At 72.0% G+C, this 16,688-nt stretch carries 15 protein-coding genes, 5 tRNA genes and 1 other RNA gene; 2 read left to right on the top strand and 19 right to left on the bottom strand.

All coding sequences use genetic code 11. From position 1 onward, the window contains the following. Position 1: 1 nt before the first annotated feature. The 4 genes from VKN16_04375 to VKN16_04360 form a co-directional block, all read right to left on the bottom strand. Positions 2 to 77 (bottom strand) — tRNA-Lys (locus VKN16_04375). A 44-nt stretch (positions 78 to 121) separates the two neighbouring features. Further along, positions 122 to 198, bottom strand: a tRNA-Arg gene (locus tag VKN16_04370). A gap of 27 nt (positions 199 to 225) precedes the next feature. Further along, positions 226 to 302, bottom strand: a tRNA-His gene (locus VKN16_04365). A gap of 66 nt (positions 303 to 368) precedes the next feature. After that, positions 369 to 1,268 carry an SDR family oxidoreductase gene (locus VKN16_04360; GenBank protein HME93435.1) on the bottom strand — a complete coding sequence of 300 codons (900 nt, stop codon included), beginning with the start codon at positions 1,266 to 1,268 and terminating at the stop codon, positions 369 to 371. Between the two features lie 100 nt (positions 1,269 to 1,368). Between VKN16_04360 and VKN16_04355 the strand changes: the two genes are divergently transcribed. Both VKN16_04355 and VKN16_04350 read left to right on the top strand, forming a co-directional pair. Then, positions 1,369 to 2,334 (top strand): D-2-hydroxyacid dehydrogenase, encoded by a 966-nt coding sequence (locus VKN16_04355; protein ID HME93434.1) that lies wholly within the window; start codon positions 1,369 to 1,371, stop codon positions 2,332 to 2,334. Between the two features lie 15 nt (positions 2,335 to 2,349). Further along, entirely contained in the window at positions 2,350 to 2,823 is a 474-nt protein-coding gene (locus VKN16_04350) for a hypothetical protein (GenBank protein ID HME93433.1), read from the top strand. A gap of 61 nt (positions 2,824 to 2,884) precedes the next feature. On the opposite strand, the gene VKN16_04345 is transcribed toward VKN16_04350, so the two are convergent. From VKN16_04345 to VKN16_04275, 15 genes are all read right to left on the bottom strand, one after another. Beyond that, positions 2,885 to 3,706, bottom strand: coding sequence for an MBL fold metallo-hydrolase (locus tag VKN16_04345; protein HME93432.1), 822 nt, complete (start codon positions 3,704 to 3,706; stop codon positions 2,885 to 2,887). A 1-nt stretch (position 3,707) separates the two neighbouring features. Continuing rightward, entirely contained in the window at positions 3,708 to 5,795 is a 2,088-nt protein-coding gene (locus VKN16_04340; protein HME93431.1) for an Ig-like domain-containing protein, read from the bottom strand. A gap of 4 nt (positions 5,796 to 5,799) precedes the next feature. Beyond that, positions 5,800 to 6,942 (bottom strand): trypsin-like peptidase domain-containing protein, encoded by a 1,143-nt coding sequence (locus VKN16_04335; protein HME93430.1) that lies wholly within the window; start codon positions 6,940 to 6,942, stop codon positions 5,800 to 5,802. 132 nt (positions 6,943 to 7,074) lie between these two features. Then, complete coding sequence (locus tag VKN16_04330; protein ID HME93429.1) at positions 7,075 to 7,593, bottom strand: molybdenum cofactor biosynthesis protein B; 519 nt, start codon at positions 7,591 to 7,593, stop codon at positions 7,075 to 7,077. After that, positions 7,590 to 7,898, bottom strand: coding sequence for a Rieske 2Fe-2S domain-containing protein (locus VKN16_04325; GenBank protein HME93428.1), 309 nt, complete (start codon positions 7,896 to 7,898; stop codon positions 7,590 to 7,592). The genes VKN16_04330 and VKN16_04325 overlap by 4 nt, the downstream gene beginning before the upstream one ends. A 1-nt stretch (position 7,899) precedes the next feature. Continuing rightward, positions 7,900 to 9,219 carry a heterodisulfide reductase-related iron-sulfur binding cluster gene (locus VKN16_04320; GenBank protein HME93427.1) on the bottom strand — a complete coding sequence of 440 codons (1,320 nt, stop codon included), beginning with the start codon at positions 9,217 to 9,219 and terminating at the stop codon, positions 7,900 to 7,902. A gap of 1 nt (position 9,220) precedes the next feature. Beyond that, on the bottom strand, positions 9,221 to 10,540 hold the full coding sequence (locus VKN16_04315; GenBank protein ID HME93426.1) for an FAD-binding oxidoreductase: 1,320 nt from the start codon (positions 10,538 to 10,540) through the stop codon (positions 9,221 to 9,223). Positions 10,541 to 10,562: 22 nt separating this feature from the next. Then, the gene (locus VKN16_04310; protein ID HME93425.1) at positions 10,563 to 12,035 is read right to left on the bottom strand and encodes an FAD-linked oxidase C-terminal domain-containing protein; all 1,473 of its coding nucleotides are present in this window, start codon (positions 12,033 to 12,035) and stop codon (positions 10,563 to 10,565) included. A 52-nt stretch (positions 12,036 to 12,087) separates the two neighbouring features. Next, positions 12,088 to 13,185, bottom strand: coding sequence for a hypothetical protein (locus VKN16_04305; GenBank protein HME93424.1), 1,098 nt, complete (start codon positions 13,183 to 13,185; stop codon positions 12,088 to 12,090). A gap of 67 nt (positions 13,186 to 13,252) precedes the next feature. Beyond that, a tRNA-Asn gene (locus VKN16_04300) sits at positions 13,253 to 13,327 on the bottom strand. A gap of 61 nt (positions 13,328 to 13,388) precedes the next feature. Further along, positions 13,389 to 13,991 carry a recombination mediator RecR gene (recR, locus tag VKN16_04295; protein ID HME93423.1) on the bottom strand — a complete coding sequence of 201 codons (603 nt, stop codon included), beginning with the start codon at positions 13,989 to 13,991 and terminating at the stop codon, positions 13,389 to 13,391. Beyond that, on the bottom strand, positions 13,991 to 14,305 hold the full coding sequence (locus tag VKN16_04290; protein ID HME93422.1) for a YbaB/EbfC family nucleoid-associated protein: 315 nt from the start codon (positions 14,303 to 14,305) through the stop codon (positions 13,991 to 13,993). The genes recR and VKN16_04290 overlap by 1 nt, the downstream gene beginning before the upstream one ends. Next, positions 14,302 to 16,116: a DNA polymerase III subunit gamma/tau gene (gene dnaX, locus VKN16_04285; GenBank protein HME93421.1), complete on the bottom strand. Its 1,815-nt coding sequence runs from the start codon at positions 16,114 to 16,116 to the stop codon at positions 14,302 to 14,304. Before dnaX ends, VKN16_04290 begins: the two co-directional genes overlap by 4 nt. Before the next feature lie 3 nt (positions 16,117 to 16,119). Further along, positions 16,120 to 16,384: signal recognition particle sRNA large type (gene ffs, locus VKN16_04280), an RNA gene on the bottom strand. 167 nt (positions 16,385 to 16,551) lie between these two features. Next, positions 16,552 to 16,641 (bottom strand) — tRNA-Ser (locus VKN16_04275). Positions 16,642 to 16,688 lie beyond the last annotated feature (47 nt).

Below are 16,688 nucleotides of genomic sequence, written 5' to 3'. Positions count from 1 at the left end.
TTGGTGGGCCGTCAAGGACTCGAACCTTGGACCCGCTGATTAAGAGTCAGCTGCTCTACCAACTGAGCTAACGGCCCGCGTCGTAGCGGGAACTGCTCCTGCCCACCTGCCGCTTCGAAAATGGTGCGCCCAAGAGGATTCGAACCTCTGGCCTTTAGCTCCGGAGGCTAACGCTCTATCCAGCTGAGCTATGGGCGCCCGACGCCTCGACCTGGCTTTCAGGAGTGGGGTGACCGAAGGGAATCGAACCCTCAACCCCTGGAGCCACAGTCCAGTGCTCTAACCAATTGAGCTACGGTCACCGTCCCCGGGACGACAGCCAAGTTGTGACTCTACCGTAGGTTTCTGTACCGGTCAAACGGCTCCGCTCAGGCGGGAGGGCGGGCGCCTCGATGGCCGGCCGCCAGCGCGGTGCGCATCGCGCGCAGGCCGTCCTCGGCGCCGCGGAGTGGTGTCTTCAGCAGGGTCCGCGCCTTGGTGATGCTGAGCCCGCCGTCCAGCGGCCGCGCCGCCTTCTGCCCGAGCTCGGCGGTCAGCGACGGCGTCAGGCGCGAGCCGTCGAGATCGAAGACGTGGCAGATCAGGCGCGCGAAGGCCATGCGGTCGATCGTGTCGGCGCCGGCCAGGTGCCAGATGCCACGCTCCTCGCGCTCGCAGCACTCCACGGTGGCGGTGGCCACGTCGGGGTTGTAGGACGGCGAGGCGCGCTGATCCACCGCGGGGCGGAAGCCGGTGCCGCCGCGACAGGCGCGGATGAGCTGGTAGACGAAGTTCTTCTCCTGGTGCTCGGGGCCGTACACCACGCTGGTCCGCACGACCAGCGCGCGATCCAGCGCGGCCAGCACCGCGCGCTCGCCCTGCGCCTTGCTCTGCCCGTACACGCCGAGGGGTCGGGGCGGGGCGTCCTCGGCGAACGGGCCGCCGACGCCGTCGAAGACGTAGTCCGAGGAGTAGTAGACGAAGCCGGCGCCGGCGCGCGCGGCGGCCCGGGCCGCGGCCACCGGCGCGTGCAGGTTCACCGCGAACGCCTCGTCGGGATGCTCCTCGCAGTAGTCCACGTGGCTCAGCGCGGCCGGACAGATGACCCAGTCGGGCCGGGTCTCTCCGATCATGCGCTCGACGGCGCCGGCGGCCGTGAAATCGAGCGGCACGAGTCCCGGCCGCTCGTGATGCGCCCGCGTGCCCACCGCGTGGTGGCCGCGCTCGCGCAGCGCGTGCAGGAGCGCGGCCCCGACCTGGCCCGAGGCGCCGATCACCAGCGCGCGCACGTCGCATGCTCCATGGCGACTGGACGATACCGAAGCGTGGGACGGACGGCAACCCGCCCCGCTTGCCCGTGGCGTCGGCGCAGGTCTACACTCCCCTGCCATGACCACTACCGACAGGCCCCTGGTGCTGTTGTGGATTCCCGAGCCCGGCCCGTACCGTCAGGCGCTCGAGCGCGCGGGCCTGGACTCGCGCCTGGATGTCGTCTCGGTCCCGATGGCCGAGGAGCCCGCGCCCGAACTGCTCGCGCGATGCGAGGCGATGCTCGCCTTCCGCGCGGGGGCGGGCCTGCTCTCGCGCATGCCGCGCCTCCGCTGGATCCAGACGATCACCGCGGGCGTGGAGGGCTGGCTGGCGCTGCCCGACCTGCCCGCCGCGGTGACCCTCACCTGCGCCCGCGGCACCCACCGCGTGCAGATGCCGGAGAACATCCTGGGCGCGCTCTTCCATCTGACCAAGCCGTACGCGGGCATCGTGATGGATCAGCGCGAGCGGCGCTGGCGGCGGCGCGTGTCCGAGACACTGGCCGGCAAGACCCTGGGCATCCTCGGCCTCGGGGTGATCGGCCAGGAGCTGGCGCGCAAGGCCGAGATACTCGAGATGCGCGTCGTCGGCACGCGGCGCACTCCGGCGCCGATGCCCCACGTGGAGCGCGTGCTCGGGCCCGAGGGCACCGAGGAGGTGCTCGGAACCTCCGACTTCGTGCTCCTGCTCCTGCCGGTCACGCGCGAGACGCGGGGCTTCATGAATGCGACGCGGCTCAAGCGCATGAAGCCGACCGCGTATCTGCTGAACTTCGGCCGCGGCGAACTGGTGGTGGACGCCGACCTGATCGAGGCGGTGAAGGCGCGGACCATCGCCGGCGCGGTGCTCGACGTGTTCACCACCGAGCCGCTGCCGGCCGAGCACCCGTTCTGGGTGACCGAGGGCATCACGGTGCTGCCGCACATCGGCGGGCTACATCCGGGGCGGGATCACATCGTGGCCGGCCTGTTCATCGAGAACATGGAGCGATTCCTCGAAGGCCGGGCGCTGCGGGAGACCGTCGACCGGGCGCGCGGGTACTAGGCGCCGCCGCCCGCGATGAGCCGGTCGCTCGGGCGCGCGCTGCCCGCGGAGCTGCGCCGGCGGTTGTCGCAGAGCGATCTGGGACCGCTGCTCGGGCGGGGATTGCCGTTCGTCACGCTCTCCGACGATGGGTCGCTGCACCCGATGCTCTGCAGCTATCTGGAGTGGCTCGCGCTCGATGAGCGGACGCTGCGACTGGTCATCGCGGGCGGAAGTCGCAGCGCGCGGAATCTGGAGGAGCGGTCGGTCGGGACGCTCCTGCTGGTGGAGCCCGACCGGACGGTCTACGTGAAGTGCCGGGCCGCGGGAGCCCCGCTGCGGGTGGCGGATCTGGCGCGCTTCACGCTCGCGGTGGACGACGTGCTGGCGGATTCTCCCGAGCAGACGGAAGGGGATGTGCGGATCGTGAGCGGGATCCGGTACGGACCGGCTCCCGTGATGGACGACGCGCGGGTGCAGGCGGTGCTGGTGGCGTTGCGGATGGGCTAGAACCGATAGAACCGCCCCTCACCCTGCCCTCTCCCCGCAGAGGAGAGGGAACTACACCTCATCACACCTCCAGCAGGTCGGTGCCGATCACGAGGGGGCCGGGGTAGTGCTTGCGGGTGGCCTTCTCCAGCTCGTGCGGCTCCGAGCCGGGCATCAGGTGGGTGACGGCCAGCTTCCCGACACGGGCACCGACCGCGACCCGGCCGAGGTCGTCGGGCTGGGTGTGGTAGGAGGACAGGTCCCGGATCTTCTCCTCGAGCGTCGGCCACCCGCAGTCGGGGGACCACGAGGTCTTGGTCATCTCGCAGCATTCGTGGATCAGGCAATCCACGTCGCGGCTCCAGCGCATCAGGTTCTCGCAGGGCCGCGTGTCGCCGGAGATGACGACGCTGCGGCCGCCGCCGTCGAAGCGGTAGCCGAAGGCGGGCTTGACCGGGTCGTGCTCGACCAGGAACGCGCTCACCGTGACGCCGCCGGCCTCCATGACGCGGCCTTCCTCGATCTCGGTCACCGTCACCGTGGGCGGCGTGCGGCCGATCATGTGCGAGCGCCGCACCTCGATGTCCCAGTGCAGGTAGTCGAGGAGCTTGTCCATCTGTCGCCGCGTGCCCGCGGGGCCCCAGATCTCGAGCGGCGCGTTCTGGCCCACGATCCAGCGCGTGATCAGCAGATGGCCCAGATCGATGACGTGGTCGGAGTGGTGGTGCGTGATGAAGATGCGCGGCCAGTCGTAGGGCCGCACGCCGGCCTGCACCAGCTGCACGCCGACGCCCGAGCCCGCGTCGACCAGGAAGCGCTCGTCACCGTGGGAGAGCAGCGTCGATGGCCCGCGGCGCTTCGGGTTCGGCGGCGGGGAGCCGGTACCGAGCAGCATCGCTTTCATGTCAGTGCCCCGTGGCGGGTAGCGTACCCGCGGTCTCGAATTCTGGCCGCGTGCGCTCGATCTGGCGGCCGCCGGAAAGGAAGAAGCGCGCGACCTGCTCCTGCGCCGCGCGGCCGATGGCGTGTACCTCGGGAAATGCGGTCCACGTGAGGAAGGCGTGCGGATCCTTGAAGCGGTCGGGCAGGCCCGGAGCCAGCACGTCGTGACGGAAGAGCACCGACGCCGGCTGGAGCTGTCCGGCGGCGAGCAGGGCCGCGGTGGTGGGATTCGGAACGGTGCGGTCGCCCACCGCCCACTGGAAGAGCACCGACTTGGGACCCACGCCGGCCAGCGGCAGCTGACGCACGTACGGCGCGAACGCCACCGGGCTGGCGGGCTGGGTGAGCCACTCCGCGCGATCGAAGTAGCCCTGGATGGCGAGGGCGCCCGGAGCCGGCTCCCGCTCCGGCGGCTCGCCCGGGAGCGGGATCGACTCGGTGAAGTCACTCTCGCCGTTCAGCAGCGGCGGCTGCCGCTGCCTGAGCTGCTCGATCACGAGGTGGCGGAAGATCGGCGACTGCCGCCCGATCTCCACGATCGGCCCGCCCGGCACGTTCAGCACGCCCACCCGGACCAGCGGGTCGATCGCCATCAAGAGCGTGCCGTAGATGCCGCCGAACGACTGGCCGAAGTAGTAGATGTGCTCGCGGTCGAGATCCGCGCGACCGTCGCCGTCCACGTCCACCCCGCGGCGGACGGCCCGGACCAGCTGCATCAGGTCCGCGGTGGTCTGGCGCAGCCCGTCGCGGCTGCCGATCAGCGCCAGCGGCGACGGCGCGCGCGTGCTCACGCCCTCGGTCGCCCCGATGCGACCGTTGCCGTCGACGTCCACCCCCCGCCCTCCCGCGGGCAGCGGGAGCGCCTCGTGGCCGCTGCGCAGCACGGTCAGCGTGCCCGGCGGCCCGCCGCCGTGCCCGACCACGTTGATCGCCACGGTGGCGAAGCCGGCGTGGGCCAGCGTGGCCGCGACCGTCATCGGCGCCACGTGCCGGTCGTTGCCGAAGCCGTGGCCGAAGATGGCCACCGGCCAGCCGTTGCGCGGCATGAGGCCGGCGGGCAGGTAGACCGTCACGTCCACGTCCTCGGTGGACTGCTGCGCGGGGACGTCCGTCCGGGTCGCGGTCATCGGGATGCGGCGGTCGGGCGTCAAGAACGACCGCGCGGTGAAGCGGCCGAACGCGATCGTGCGCACGTCGTTCGGCGGGACCAGCACCAGCGGCAGGGCCGCCGGCTCCTCCAGCGACGCGGCCGGATCGGTCGAGACGTGACGACGCAGCTCGAGACGGTCCAGCTCCGCGCGGGCGTACGCCGAGCGGGCGCCGCCGGGCGCCAGGGCGAAGCGCAGCTCGGGCGCGGGGCCCGACTCGAGCGCGGCGCGCATCTGCTCCAGGCCGACGGTCACGCTCTGCGTGGTGAAGACCGCGGCCGCGGCGAGATCCTGCCGCTGCAGGCCGAGCGCCTTCAGTCGCTGGAGCACCAGCCCCTGCGCGGAGATGCCGTGGGCCGCCTCGCTCATCAGCGGGCTGCCGGCGGGCGGCGCGAGCGGCTGGCCGGCCCCATCGGTCACCTTCGTGGTCAGCACCAGCGCGTAGCGCCGCGCCTGCAGGAGCATGCGCTCCGGCCGCGCGTACACGGTATTGCTCTCGCCGTCCCAGACGAGCTGAGCCAGGCCGATCGGCGCGGCGCGGGGCTCCGAGATCAGCGGCAAGAGGAACGCGGTCGCGCGGGTGAGGCTCTCCAGCGCCACGGGCCCGGTGAAGCGGATCGCGATCCGTGGATTCACGCTGAAGCCGTCCAGCTCGTTGAGCAGCCGGATCTCGTCGCAGCCGGCGGCATCGACCGCGCAATCGGGCAGCGGCAGGGCCACCCGTCGTCCGGTGGATTGCTGCGGATCGGGCGTGGTCAGGCGATCGGAGGGGAAGAGCGACTGCACCTCGGCGGCCCACCCCGCGGCCGGCGCGAGACCGCCGCCGGATGCGGCGAGCGAGACCGCCGCCGCGAGCGAGACGCCGAGCGCCAGCGATGCCCGGCGCCCGACGCGGCGGCGCACCGGCCTAGCGCGGCTGCTGGGGCGCGGGCGGCCGGGGGGCCGGCACCATGCGGCGTGGCACGCGCGGCATCGGCGGCGTCTGGTAGGCGCCGACGGTGACCGCGACCTCGGTCTCCTTGCCCTCGCGCATGAGCGAGATCTTGACGACCTTGCCCACCGGGGTGCTGGAGATGATGCGCTGGAGATCGCGCGGGCCCTCGACCGAGGCGCCGTCCACGGACACCACGACGTCGTTGGCCTTGATGCCGCCCTGATCGGCGGGCTGGCCGGCCGCGACCTGGCGGATCAGCACGCCCTTGGGCTCCTTGAGCCCGAACCTCGCGGCTTCCTCGTCCGGCACCTCGGCGATGGTCACGCCGAGCCAGCCCCATTCGACCTTGCCCTTCTCGGCCAGCTGGGGCAGCAGGGCCTTCACCAGGTTCACGGGGATCGCGAAGCCGATCGAGCCGTTGACCGCGGCCATGCTGTTGACGCCCACCACCTCGCCCGCCATGTTCACGAGCGGGCCGCCCGAGTTGCCGGGATTCACCGCGGCGTCGGTCTGGATGAACTCGAAGCCGGGCGCGGCCACCTGGATGGGCGAGCCCTTGCGGCTGACGATGCCGAACGACACGGTCTGCTCGAGTCCGAACGGATGGCCGAGGGCCAGCACGAACTCACCCACGCGCGTGCGGTTCGAGTCGCCCAGGGGCGCCACCGGCAGGCCCGTCGCGTCGATCTTCAGCAGCGCCAGGTCCACCCGCTCGTCGAGGCCGATCAGCCTGGCGTCGAAGCGCCGGCCGTCGGTCAGCCGCACCTGGATGCGCTCGGCGTCGGCCACCACGTGGGCGTTCGTCACCAGGTAGCCGTCCTCGCGGATGACGAAGCCCGAGCCCGAGCTGCGCCGCTCGTCGGGCGGCGCGGGCGCGTTCGGCGGCTGGTCCCCCTCGGGCGGCTCGGCCACCCGCCGCACGCGCACCTGCACGAGCGACGGCTTCATCCGCTCGGACAGGTCGTGCATGAAGTCGTTCAGCCGCGCGATGTCGGCCGGCGGGGTGGCGCCCTGACTCTCCTTCCACAGCGGCTCGGCCGCCTGGGCCAGTGGCATGGCCCCCTGGATCACGACGAGCGCGAGGGCCAGCGCGACGGGGAGAGCCGGAAGACGCATCTGCAAACCTCCTGGGGGTGAGTGGTGCTCGGGCCGGGACCGATTATACCGCGGGAGTGATTCCGGGCCGGACCCGCTCCGCCTCACCAGACGCACGCGGCGCACCGTCTATTCGGCCGGCGGGCCGGCGCCCTATCGGCGGACCTCGCGGAGCACGTGGCCCAGCTCGGGGAGGATCAGCTTCTCCAGCGCCAGCCGGCAGGCGTTCGGTGAGCCCGGCAGCGAGAAGAGCGCGCGCCCCTGCACCACCCCGCCCTGGGCTCGCGACATCATGGCGGCGGCGCCGATCTCCTGGTAGGAGAGCATGCGAAACAGCTCGCCGAAGCCGGTGAGCCGCTTGTCGAGCAGCACCTCCACCGCCTCGTAGGTCGAGTCCCGCGAGGTCACGCCGGTGCCGCCGGTGAGGACGAAGGCCTCGACGGCGGCATCCGCGCAGCCCTTCCGGATCAGCCCGGTGACCTGGGTCGGCTCGTCGCGCACGATCGCGTGGCCGACGACGGTGTGCCCGGCGCCGGTGAGCAGCTCGCGGATGAGCCGGCCGCTGGTGTCGGTCGCCTCGGTCTTCGAGTCGGAGATGGTGAGCACGAAGCAGCCGATGGACCGCGGGGCGGTGGCCTTGTGCTCCAGCGGGACGCGGTCGGCCCCGCTCACCGCTCGGCCTCTTCCAGATAGACGGTCCGGTCCTCGACGGTCGCGATGTACCGCGGCACGCTCTCCCCCGGCACGGTCATGCAGGCGCCGGTGCGCATGTCGAACTCCCAGCCGTGGAGCGGGCACACCACGATGTCGCCTTCCACCCAGCCGTCGCAGAGGCTGCCGCCTTGATGCGGGCAGTCGTTGCCGATGGCGAGGAGCTCCTCGCCCCGGCGGAAGACGGCCACGTCCCGGCCGTCCACGCTCGCCAGCACGCCCTTGCCGGACGTCACCGCCGCCACCGGCATCGCCTTCACGCGCACGCTAATCGCCTCCGTAGGCCTGGTCGAGGATCTCGACGATGTGGAGCACCTGCACCGGCGAGCCCTTCGCCGCGAGCCCCTGGGCGATCTGGATGATGCAGCCCGGATTGGCGGTGACCACCGCGTCGGCCCCGGTGGCCTGCACGTGGGCGATCTTCCGCTCCTGCAGGCGCGTGGCCATCTCCGGCTGGGTGAGATTGTAGGTGCCGGCCGAGCCGCAGCACCAGTCGGCTTCCTTCAGCTCGACGACGCGCAGGCCCGGCACCTGTGCGAGGAGGGCCCGGGGCTGCGTCCGGATCTTCTGCCCGTGGACGACGTGACACGGATCGTGATAGGTCACGGTGCGCTCCACCGGCGCGAGCGGCCCGCGCAGCGGCTGCTCGGCGAGGAACTCGGAGACGTCGCGCACCCGCGACGCGAAGCGGGCGGCCCGGTCGCGCCACGCCGGATCGCCGGCCAGCAGCAGCCCGTACGCCTTCATGTGCGCGCCGCAGCCCGACGTGTTGACGATCACCGCCTCGACGTCGGCGCGCTCGAAGGCCTCGATGGTGCGCCGGGCCAGGTCGAGCGCGGTCGCGTGCTCGCCGGCGTGCGCGTGGAGCGCACCGCAGCAGGCCTGCGCGCGGGGGGCGACGACCTCCGCGCCGTTGCGGGCGAGCACGCGCGCGGTGGCCCGGTTCTGCGGGCCGAAGGCCACCTGCTGGATGCAGCCGGTGAGCAGCCCGACCCGGGCCCGGCGCGCGCCTCGAGCCGGCGTGACCTCGGGCAGCGGGGCGCGATCCGCCGCCGAGGGCAGCTCGGGCAGCAGCGGCTCCCAGTGGCGCAGCGAGGCGGGCAGCAGCCGGAGCAGGCCCGATGCCCGCAGCAACGTGCGCAGCCCGCTGACCTGGTAGACGCGCAGGCCCGCGGCGGCCAGGCGCAGCATCCGGGGGTGCGCCAGCAGGAGCGAGAAGTTCATCCAGCGGAAGAGACGGCGGAGCGGAGGGCCCGGCCGCTGGCGCTCGATCTCCGCGCGCGCCGCCTCGATCAGCTGTCCGTAGGGCACTCCCGAGGGGCACACCGTCTCGCAGGCGCGGCAGCCGAGGCAGAGATCGAGGTGCTCCGCGGTGGAGTCGGTGAGCTGGATCCGGCCTTCGGCCAGCGACTTCACGAGGAAGATGCGACCGCGCGGCGAGTCCATCTCCGTGCCCAGCTCGGAGAACGTCGGGCAGTAGGCGAGGCAGAGCCCGCAATGGACGCAGCGGTCCACGCCCTCCACGCTGAGGCCGTGCAGGGTGAGCGGGGCCGACGGCTTGGGCTCGGTGGCGACCGGATGGGCCATGCTAGATCTCTCCGACGAAGCGACCGGGATTCAGGATACCTCGCGGATCGAGGCGCTCCTTGATCCCCTTCATCAGACGCAGGGTCGGCCCGGCGGCGTCCCACACCGCCACGCGCTCCTTGACCGCCAGCGGCGCCCACTCCACCATCGCCTGGCCGCCGGCCTGGTTGGCGAGCCCGCGCCACTCGCTCAGCGTGGCCACCGCCGCGTTCGCGTCGGCGCCGCCGGTCAGCATCGCGGTCACGATGCCCACGCCGGCGTGCGCGGTGAGCGCGGCGCCGAGGCCGTTGCGCAGGGCCACCGTCGTGCCGGTCTCCATCAGCTCGGCGACCTGGGTGGGCCGCACCGCCCACTTCATCACCGCCGCGACGTCGTCGTGGCCGGGCCGCCCCAGCCGGGCGAGCGCACGCCAGGCGTCGTCGCACCCGGCGCCGTCCAGCACGGTGGTCTCGCCGAGCCCGAGCGGGCCGAGCAGTCGGCTCAGCTCCGCGACCTCCCAGTCCACCTGCTCGGCGATGCCGTCGAGGCCGACCAGCAGGCCCGCGCCGCCTCCGTGACCCAGGCGCCGCAGGGCCTCGCCGTCGGCCAGCTCGAGCGCGGACGGAATGACGTCGGAGGCCAGGATCGCGCGGGCGGCGGCGCCCGCGTCCTTCAGCCGGTCGAATCGGGCGACGACGAGGCGGTCCACGTCGACTTTCGGCCGCAGCTTGAACGTCGCCTCCACCATCACGCCCAACGTGCCGAACGAGCCGATGTAGAGCTTCGGCAGATCGTAGCCCGCCACGTTCTTGACGACCTTGCCGCCGCCACGCACCACGCTGCCGTCGGCCGCGACCACGGTGAGGCCGATCACCAGGTCCCGCGCGGTGCCGTACAGATGCCGTCGCGGCCCCGACGCGTTGGTGGCCAGCACGCCACCCACGGTGGCGCCGCCGGCGGTGGCCGGATCGAGCGAGAGCCACTGCCCGCGCTGGCCCAGCTCGGCCTGCAGGGTGTCGAACGGCACACCGGCTTCCACCGTGACGGTGAGATCGCCCGGCTCGTGCTCGAGGATGCGGTTGAGCCGGCGCAGGCCGAGCACGAGGCCGATGCGGTTCGGCGGCGAGCCGACCGCCATCTTGGTCCCGCCGCCCCATGGCGTGACCGGCAGCCCGGCCTCGCCGGCCATCAGGAGGGCAGCCGCGACCTCTTCCTTCGTGCCCGGGAAGACGACCGCCTCGGGGGCGCGGCCCTCGACGAGGTAGGGCGAGCAGTCCACCCCGGTGAGCACGTGCGGGGCGCCCACGAGACCGCGAAGCTTGTCCGTCAGGGCGGAGGGCACGGGGAGACTCCGGTGCCCCGCGCTAGAAGCGCTGAGCGAGGCCCTTCTCTTCGATCGGATGCGGGCGGTAGGCGGGCCCCACCTCGACGCACGCCTTGTTGCTCGGGAAGATCTTGCCCGGATTGCAGAGGCCGGCCGGATTGAAGGCCTCCTTCACCCGGTGCATGCAAGCCAGATCGGCCTCGGAGAAGATGAACGGCATGTAGTCGGCCTTCTCGAGCCCGATGCCGTGCTCGCCCGAGATGGAGCCTCCCACCTCGGCGCAGACTTTCAAGATCTGAGCGCCCGCCGCCACCACCCGCGCCTCCTCGCCCGGCTTGCGCGGATCGTAGAGGATGTTCGGATGCAGGTTGCCGTCGCCGGCGTGGAAGACGTTGCCGACCCGCAGGCCGTGGGCGGCCACGATCTCGTTCACGCGGCCCAGCACGTAGGGCAGCTTCGTGCGTGGGATCACGCCGTCCATGACCATGTACGCGGGCGAGACGCGCCCGTAGGCCCCGAACGCCGACTTGCGGCCCTTCCACAAGAGCTGCCGCTCCGCCTCGTCGCGCGCCGCGCGCACGTCGCGCGCGCCGCAGTCGCGGCAGGCCGCCACCACGCGCTCGGCCTGCGCCTCCATGCCGGCCTGCAGGCCGTCCAGCTCGATCAGGAGGGCGGCCGCCGCGTCGCGCGGATAGCCGCAGCCGAACGCGTCCTCCACCGCCTCGATCGTGAGCTGGTCGATCATCTCCATCGCGGCGGGCACGAGGCCGCGGGCGATGATCGCCGACACCGCCTCGGAGGCCTGATCGACGCGATCGAAGACGGCCAGCACCGTCTTCACCGCCTGCGGCTTCTTGAGGATGCGCACCACGATCTTGGTCGCGATGCCGAAGGTGCCCTCGGATCCCACGAAGAGGCCGACCAGGTCGTAGCCCTGCGGATCCCGCGTCTTGCCGCCGAGCCACATCAGCTCGCCGTCCGGCAGCACCACCTCCAGGCCCAGCACGTGATTCGTCGTCACCCCGTACTTCAGGGTGTGGGGCCCGCCCGAATTGTTGGCGATGTTGCCGCCGATCGTGCACGCCTGCTGGCTCGAGGGATCGGGCGCGTAGTAGAAACCCTGCGGGCCGACCGCCCACGACAGATGCAGGTTCACCAGGCCCGGCTCCACCACCGCGATCTGATTCTCGTAGTCCACCTCGAGCACGCGGTTCATCCGCATCAGCGAGATGACCAGGCCGCCCTGCGACGGCAGGCAGCCGCCCGAGAGGCCGGTGCCGGCGCCCCGGGCCACGAACGGGATGCCCTCGCGATCGGCGAGCTTGACCAGGGCCGCGACCTGCTCGGCGCTGCGCGGAAAGACCACGAAGTCGGCGAGGGCGCGGAAGAGGGTGAGCCCGTCCGACTCGTAGACCAGCAGCTCCTCGGGATCGGACAGCACGCTGCCCGGCCCGAGCAGCGTCTCCATCTCGCGTCGGAGGGACTTCTTCCGCGTATCGGTCAGCGGGGTCACGGAGGCGATTATAGCACTCACCCGCCGGGCCGCCGGGCGGCGGCCGGCCCTCTCAATAGTCGTAGAGCTGCTCGAGCGTGGCGCCGCTGCGCTCCAGCCTCGTCAGGACCGTGTGGAGCGCGCTGACCGGCGCCGCGATCCCGACACGCTGGACGCGCCGGTCGGTGAGCAGCGGCTCGGCGAGCACCAGGCGGCCGGGCCCGAGCCCGAAGGCCCACGCGCGGGGCGCGCGCACGGTGAGGAAGATCTCCTCGTTGCCCGCGATGTCGCGGAGGCGCACGCCCTGCCGGGCCAGCGCCGGCACGATCGCGGTGAAGGCCTCGTGGCGGGGCAGCCGCAGGATGTAGACGCGGGGCCCCACCGCCTTGACCTGCTTGATGCGCGCGTCGGCCAGGACCTGGTCCGGCACATTCTCGGCGAGCACGTCGATGCCGGCATTGTCGGCGCGGTGGAGGTATCCGGCGACGACGCGCGCGAGCCCGGCGTAGAGGGCCTTCACCCCGTACTCGGCGCTCAGCACCACGCGGCGCTCCCACTTCCGGACCGGACGCGGCCCCCACGGCGGCGTCTCTTTCCACAGGGCCTCGAGCCGAGCCGCGAACGGGAACTCGTACCAGGGGCGCGTGTGCAGGAACCGCGCGTACTCGCGAGCCGTCCGGGCCGCGAACGCGTCCTCGGGCGTGTCGTGGCCCGCGATCCACTCGGCGACGTGGCCCAGCGTCTTCTCGTAGGCGCCCTTCACCACGTGCTCCGCCGAGAAGCTCATGCCCGTCGCGGCGAGCCGCGAATGGATGCGGACCGGGAACGGATACTGGTTCCGCGTGGTCACGCAGACGCTCCGGTAGTAGCGCCAGAACTGCCGGATCGTGCGGAAGTAGGGGAACCGGCTCGGGGCCTCGTGGCCGATGGCGGCCGCGTACTCCTCGGCGTTGTAGACGACGTACCACTCGGGCAGCGCCAGGAATGTCGCGGCGCCCGGCCGCGCGTAGCCATCGACGCCCGCCGCGGCCGTGCTCGGCTCGTTCGCCCGCGCCGGGCCGCCCGACCCGGCGCACTGGCTGCCGATGAAGAACAGCGGGAACAGGGTCAGGGGCAGCAGGCCGAGGCCGCCGAGCACCGCGCTCCGTCGGAAGAGGCGCCCGACGCGCACGCGGGGGCGGATCAGGCGAGATCGGGCCGCGCGGCGGTGCGGCCGAGGCGCTGGCGTCCTCGAGGGATGGCTCCCCGAGCAGGACTCGAACCTGCAACCCTCCGGTTAACAGCCGGATGCTCTACCATTGAGCTATCGGGGAATCCAGGAGGGGAACCGTCCGGCTCCTTTCTACCACACGGGCCGACGCCCGCCAAGCATCGCTACCCCATCTCCCGTCGCCCTTCCATGGCCTTGGAGAGCGTCACCTCGTCGGCGTACTCGAGATCGCCTCCGACCGGCAGCCCGCGCGCGATGCGGGTGATGCGCATGCCGAGCGGCTTGAGCAGCCGGGCCAGATAGATCGCGGTCGCCTCGCCCTCGACGCTCGGGTTGGTGGCCAGGATCACCTCTTCCACCTGATCGCTCTCGAGCCGGGTCAGCAGCTCGCGCACGCGCAGGTCCTCGGGCCCGATGCCGTCCAGCGGGGAGAGCGCGCCGAGCAGGACGTGATAGCGACCGCGGAACTCGCCGGTGCGCTCGAGCGCGAGCAGGTCGTTGGGCTCCTCCACCACGCAGAGCGTCCGCTGCTCGCGCTGCGGATCGCGGCAGATCCGGCAGGGATCCTGCTCCGTCACGTTGAAGCAGACCGAGCAGTGGACGATGAGCTGCTTGAGCTGGGTCAGCGCCTCCCCGAGCGCCGCGACCTCGGGTGCGGGACGCTTGAGGAGAAAGAATGTCAGCCGCTGGGCCGTCTTGGGCCCGATGCCCGGGAGCCGCTGGAGCGCGTCGATCAGCCGGGCGACCGGCTCCGGGTAATACGCCATTACAACCCGAGGCCGGGAATCTTGAGCCCGGCCGTGATCTTGCCCATCTCGGCCTGCACCATCTCCCGCGACTTGCGCAGCGCCTCGTTGGAGGCGGCCAGCACCAGGTCCTCGAGCATCTGCGCGTCCTCGGGATTGATGACCTCGCGGTCGATCTTGATCGACACCAGCTCCTGCTTGCCGTTGGCGACCACCGTGACCATGCCGCCGCCCGCGGTGGCCTCCACCGTCTTCTTCGCGGCCTCCGCCTGCATCTGCTCCATCTGGGCCTGGAGCTTCTGGGCCTCCTTCATGATGTTGCCGAACCCTTTCACCGTGATTCTCCTTCCTCCGGGCTCCGCGGCCGCACCGCGACCACCTCGCCCTGGAATGTGCTCAGCGCGGCCTGCACCGCGGGATGGTTGCGCGCTCCGCCTCCGCCGGCCGGCGTGGCGGCATTGGTGTCGAGCTCGAAGCGTCGCGCCGAGGCCACGTGGCGCTGCACCGCCTCGTTGATCAGCTCCTTGTTGCCGCGATCGTTCAGCATCTCCCGGTGGAACCCGCTCGCCTGCAGCGCCAGGGTGAGCACGCCCTGCTCCACCCGGAGCGGCGAGGCGTGCTGCAACACCGAGCCCAGGAGGGCCTTGCGCTTCAGCACCTCGCCGACCACCCGTTCCCACGCTGTCTCGAGGTCGCCGGTCGATGCGGCCTCGCCGTCGTCGATGTCGGCGGCCGCGCTGTCGATCAGCGCTTCCGGCTCGGGTTCGGGCTCGGGCGCGCGGCGACTCGCCGGCGGCTCCGCGCGCGGGGCCATCGGCGCGCTCGGGGCGCGCGGCGTCGACGGGGTGGGCGCGGCGGGATTCCCGGGGAGCGCGGAGCCGGATCCGACGGGGCCGCCTGCGCGCGGTCCCGACGAGGGAGGCGCGGGCGCCGGCCGCGCGTCGAGCAATGTCTCCTGCACCACCACCGGGCGCGCGGCGCCACCGGCGACCGGCGGCATCTGACGCAGCCGGGTCTCGGCTTCCTCGAGCTTGCCGATGAGGGTCTCGATGGCCTGCGGCTGCGGCCGACGCGTCGCGCGCACCGCCGCGATCTCCAGCTCCACGCGCGGGTGGGGCGATCGCCGCATCTCGACGTCGGCGTCGAGGAACGCGCGCAGCACGTAGATCAGCTCGTCGGCGCTCACCGGCTCCGCGGCGGCGCGCAGCTCGGCGGCCTCGGCCGGGGTGAGATCGGCGAAGGGCGCGCCCGCGGCCACCTTCAGCACCAGCAGGCGCCGCGTCATCTCGATCGCCTCGCGGCAGAGCGTGCCCAGGTCCTCACCGGCGCTCGCGGCGCGATCGACCGCCTCGAGCGCGGCGGCGCCGTCTCCGGCCAGCAGCGCGCTCACGAAGCCGCGCACGTGCACCGGCGAGGACGAGCCGAGCAGCCGCGCCACACTGGCCTCGTCGAGCTTGCCCTCGCCATAAGCGATCGCGGTGTCCAGCAGCGAGAGCGCGTCGCGCAGGCTTCCTTCCGCCGCGCGGATCAGGACCGGCAGCGCGCCGGGCTCGAAGGGCACCCGCTCCTGCTCGAGGATCTGCGTGAGGCTCGCGGTGAGCAGCTCGGGCGGGATCGGGCGGAAGTCGAAGCGCTGGCAGCGCGACAGCACGGTGGCCGGGATCTTCTTGGGATCGGTGGTGGCGAGGATGAACACCACGTGCGCGGGCGGCTCTTCCAGCGTCTTGAGGAAGGCGTTGAACGCCGCGCCCGAGAGCATGTGGACCTCGTCCACGATGTAGACCTTGAAGCGGCCGCGCGCCGGCGCGTACTTGACGTTCTCGCGTAGCGTCCGGATGTCGTCGACGCTCGTGTTGGACGCCGCGTCGATCTCCATCACGTCCACCGGCGCGCCCGAGGTGAAGTCCCGGCACGAGGGGCACGCGCCGCACGCCTCGGTGCCGGTGCGCGCGGTACAGGCGAGTGCCTTGGCCAGGAGGCGCGCGGTGGTGGTCTTGCCCACCCCGCGCGGGCCGGTGAAGAGATAGGCGTGCGCGACCCGACCGGAGGCCAGCGCGTTGCGCAGCGTGCGCGTGACCGGGTCTTGCCCGACGACCGCGTCGAAGACCTGCGGCCGCCACTTCCTCGCGAGAACCTGATAGGTCAAAGACCGTGCACCCTCAATCGAACCGACCATACCGCGATCGCCGCACGAAACCTGCTCCGGTCAGGTACTCCCACGGCACACGGGAGGAGCGCCTTACCGTTGCTCCCTTCCGGGCCTGGCGGGGTTCGACGCATCCCGTTGCGTGGGGCCCAACCCTCAACGCCGTCCCGTACGGCTCATTCGACACGACCGGCCCTCGAGAGGGAATTCAACCCCGCTGTAGCGGATTGCGGGTTACAGGGCACCGCTACCTCCCCGTCTAGCACGGCCCACCGGCGTCGGTCGCCGATAAAGGCCCATTGGCTTCGTTGGCGCCCTCGATCGCACGCTCAACGTACGGGGAGTACGCCTCGCGTGCGCTCATCGGGCGCCGCCTCGCCACTGGACCTTTCTCGCCAACCGACCAGCCACGTGAATCGACCCACTCGTCTGGAATGGCGGAGGGGGTGGGATTCGAACCCACGGTACGGTTGCCCGTACACGGCATTTCCAGTGCCGCACCTTCGGCCACTCGGCCACCCCTCCGCGTTTTCAGCGCGCTCGTGAAGGTGCGATCAATTTGGCGGAGGGGA

Source organism: Candidatus Methylomirabilota bacterium (assembly GCA_035315345.1).
Taxonomy (GTDB): domain Bacteria; phylum Methylomirabilota; class Methylomirabilia; order Rokubacteriales; family CSP1-6; genus CAMLFJ01.
This window is presented reverse-complemented; position numbering and strand designations above follow the sequence as displayed.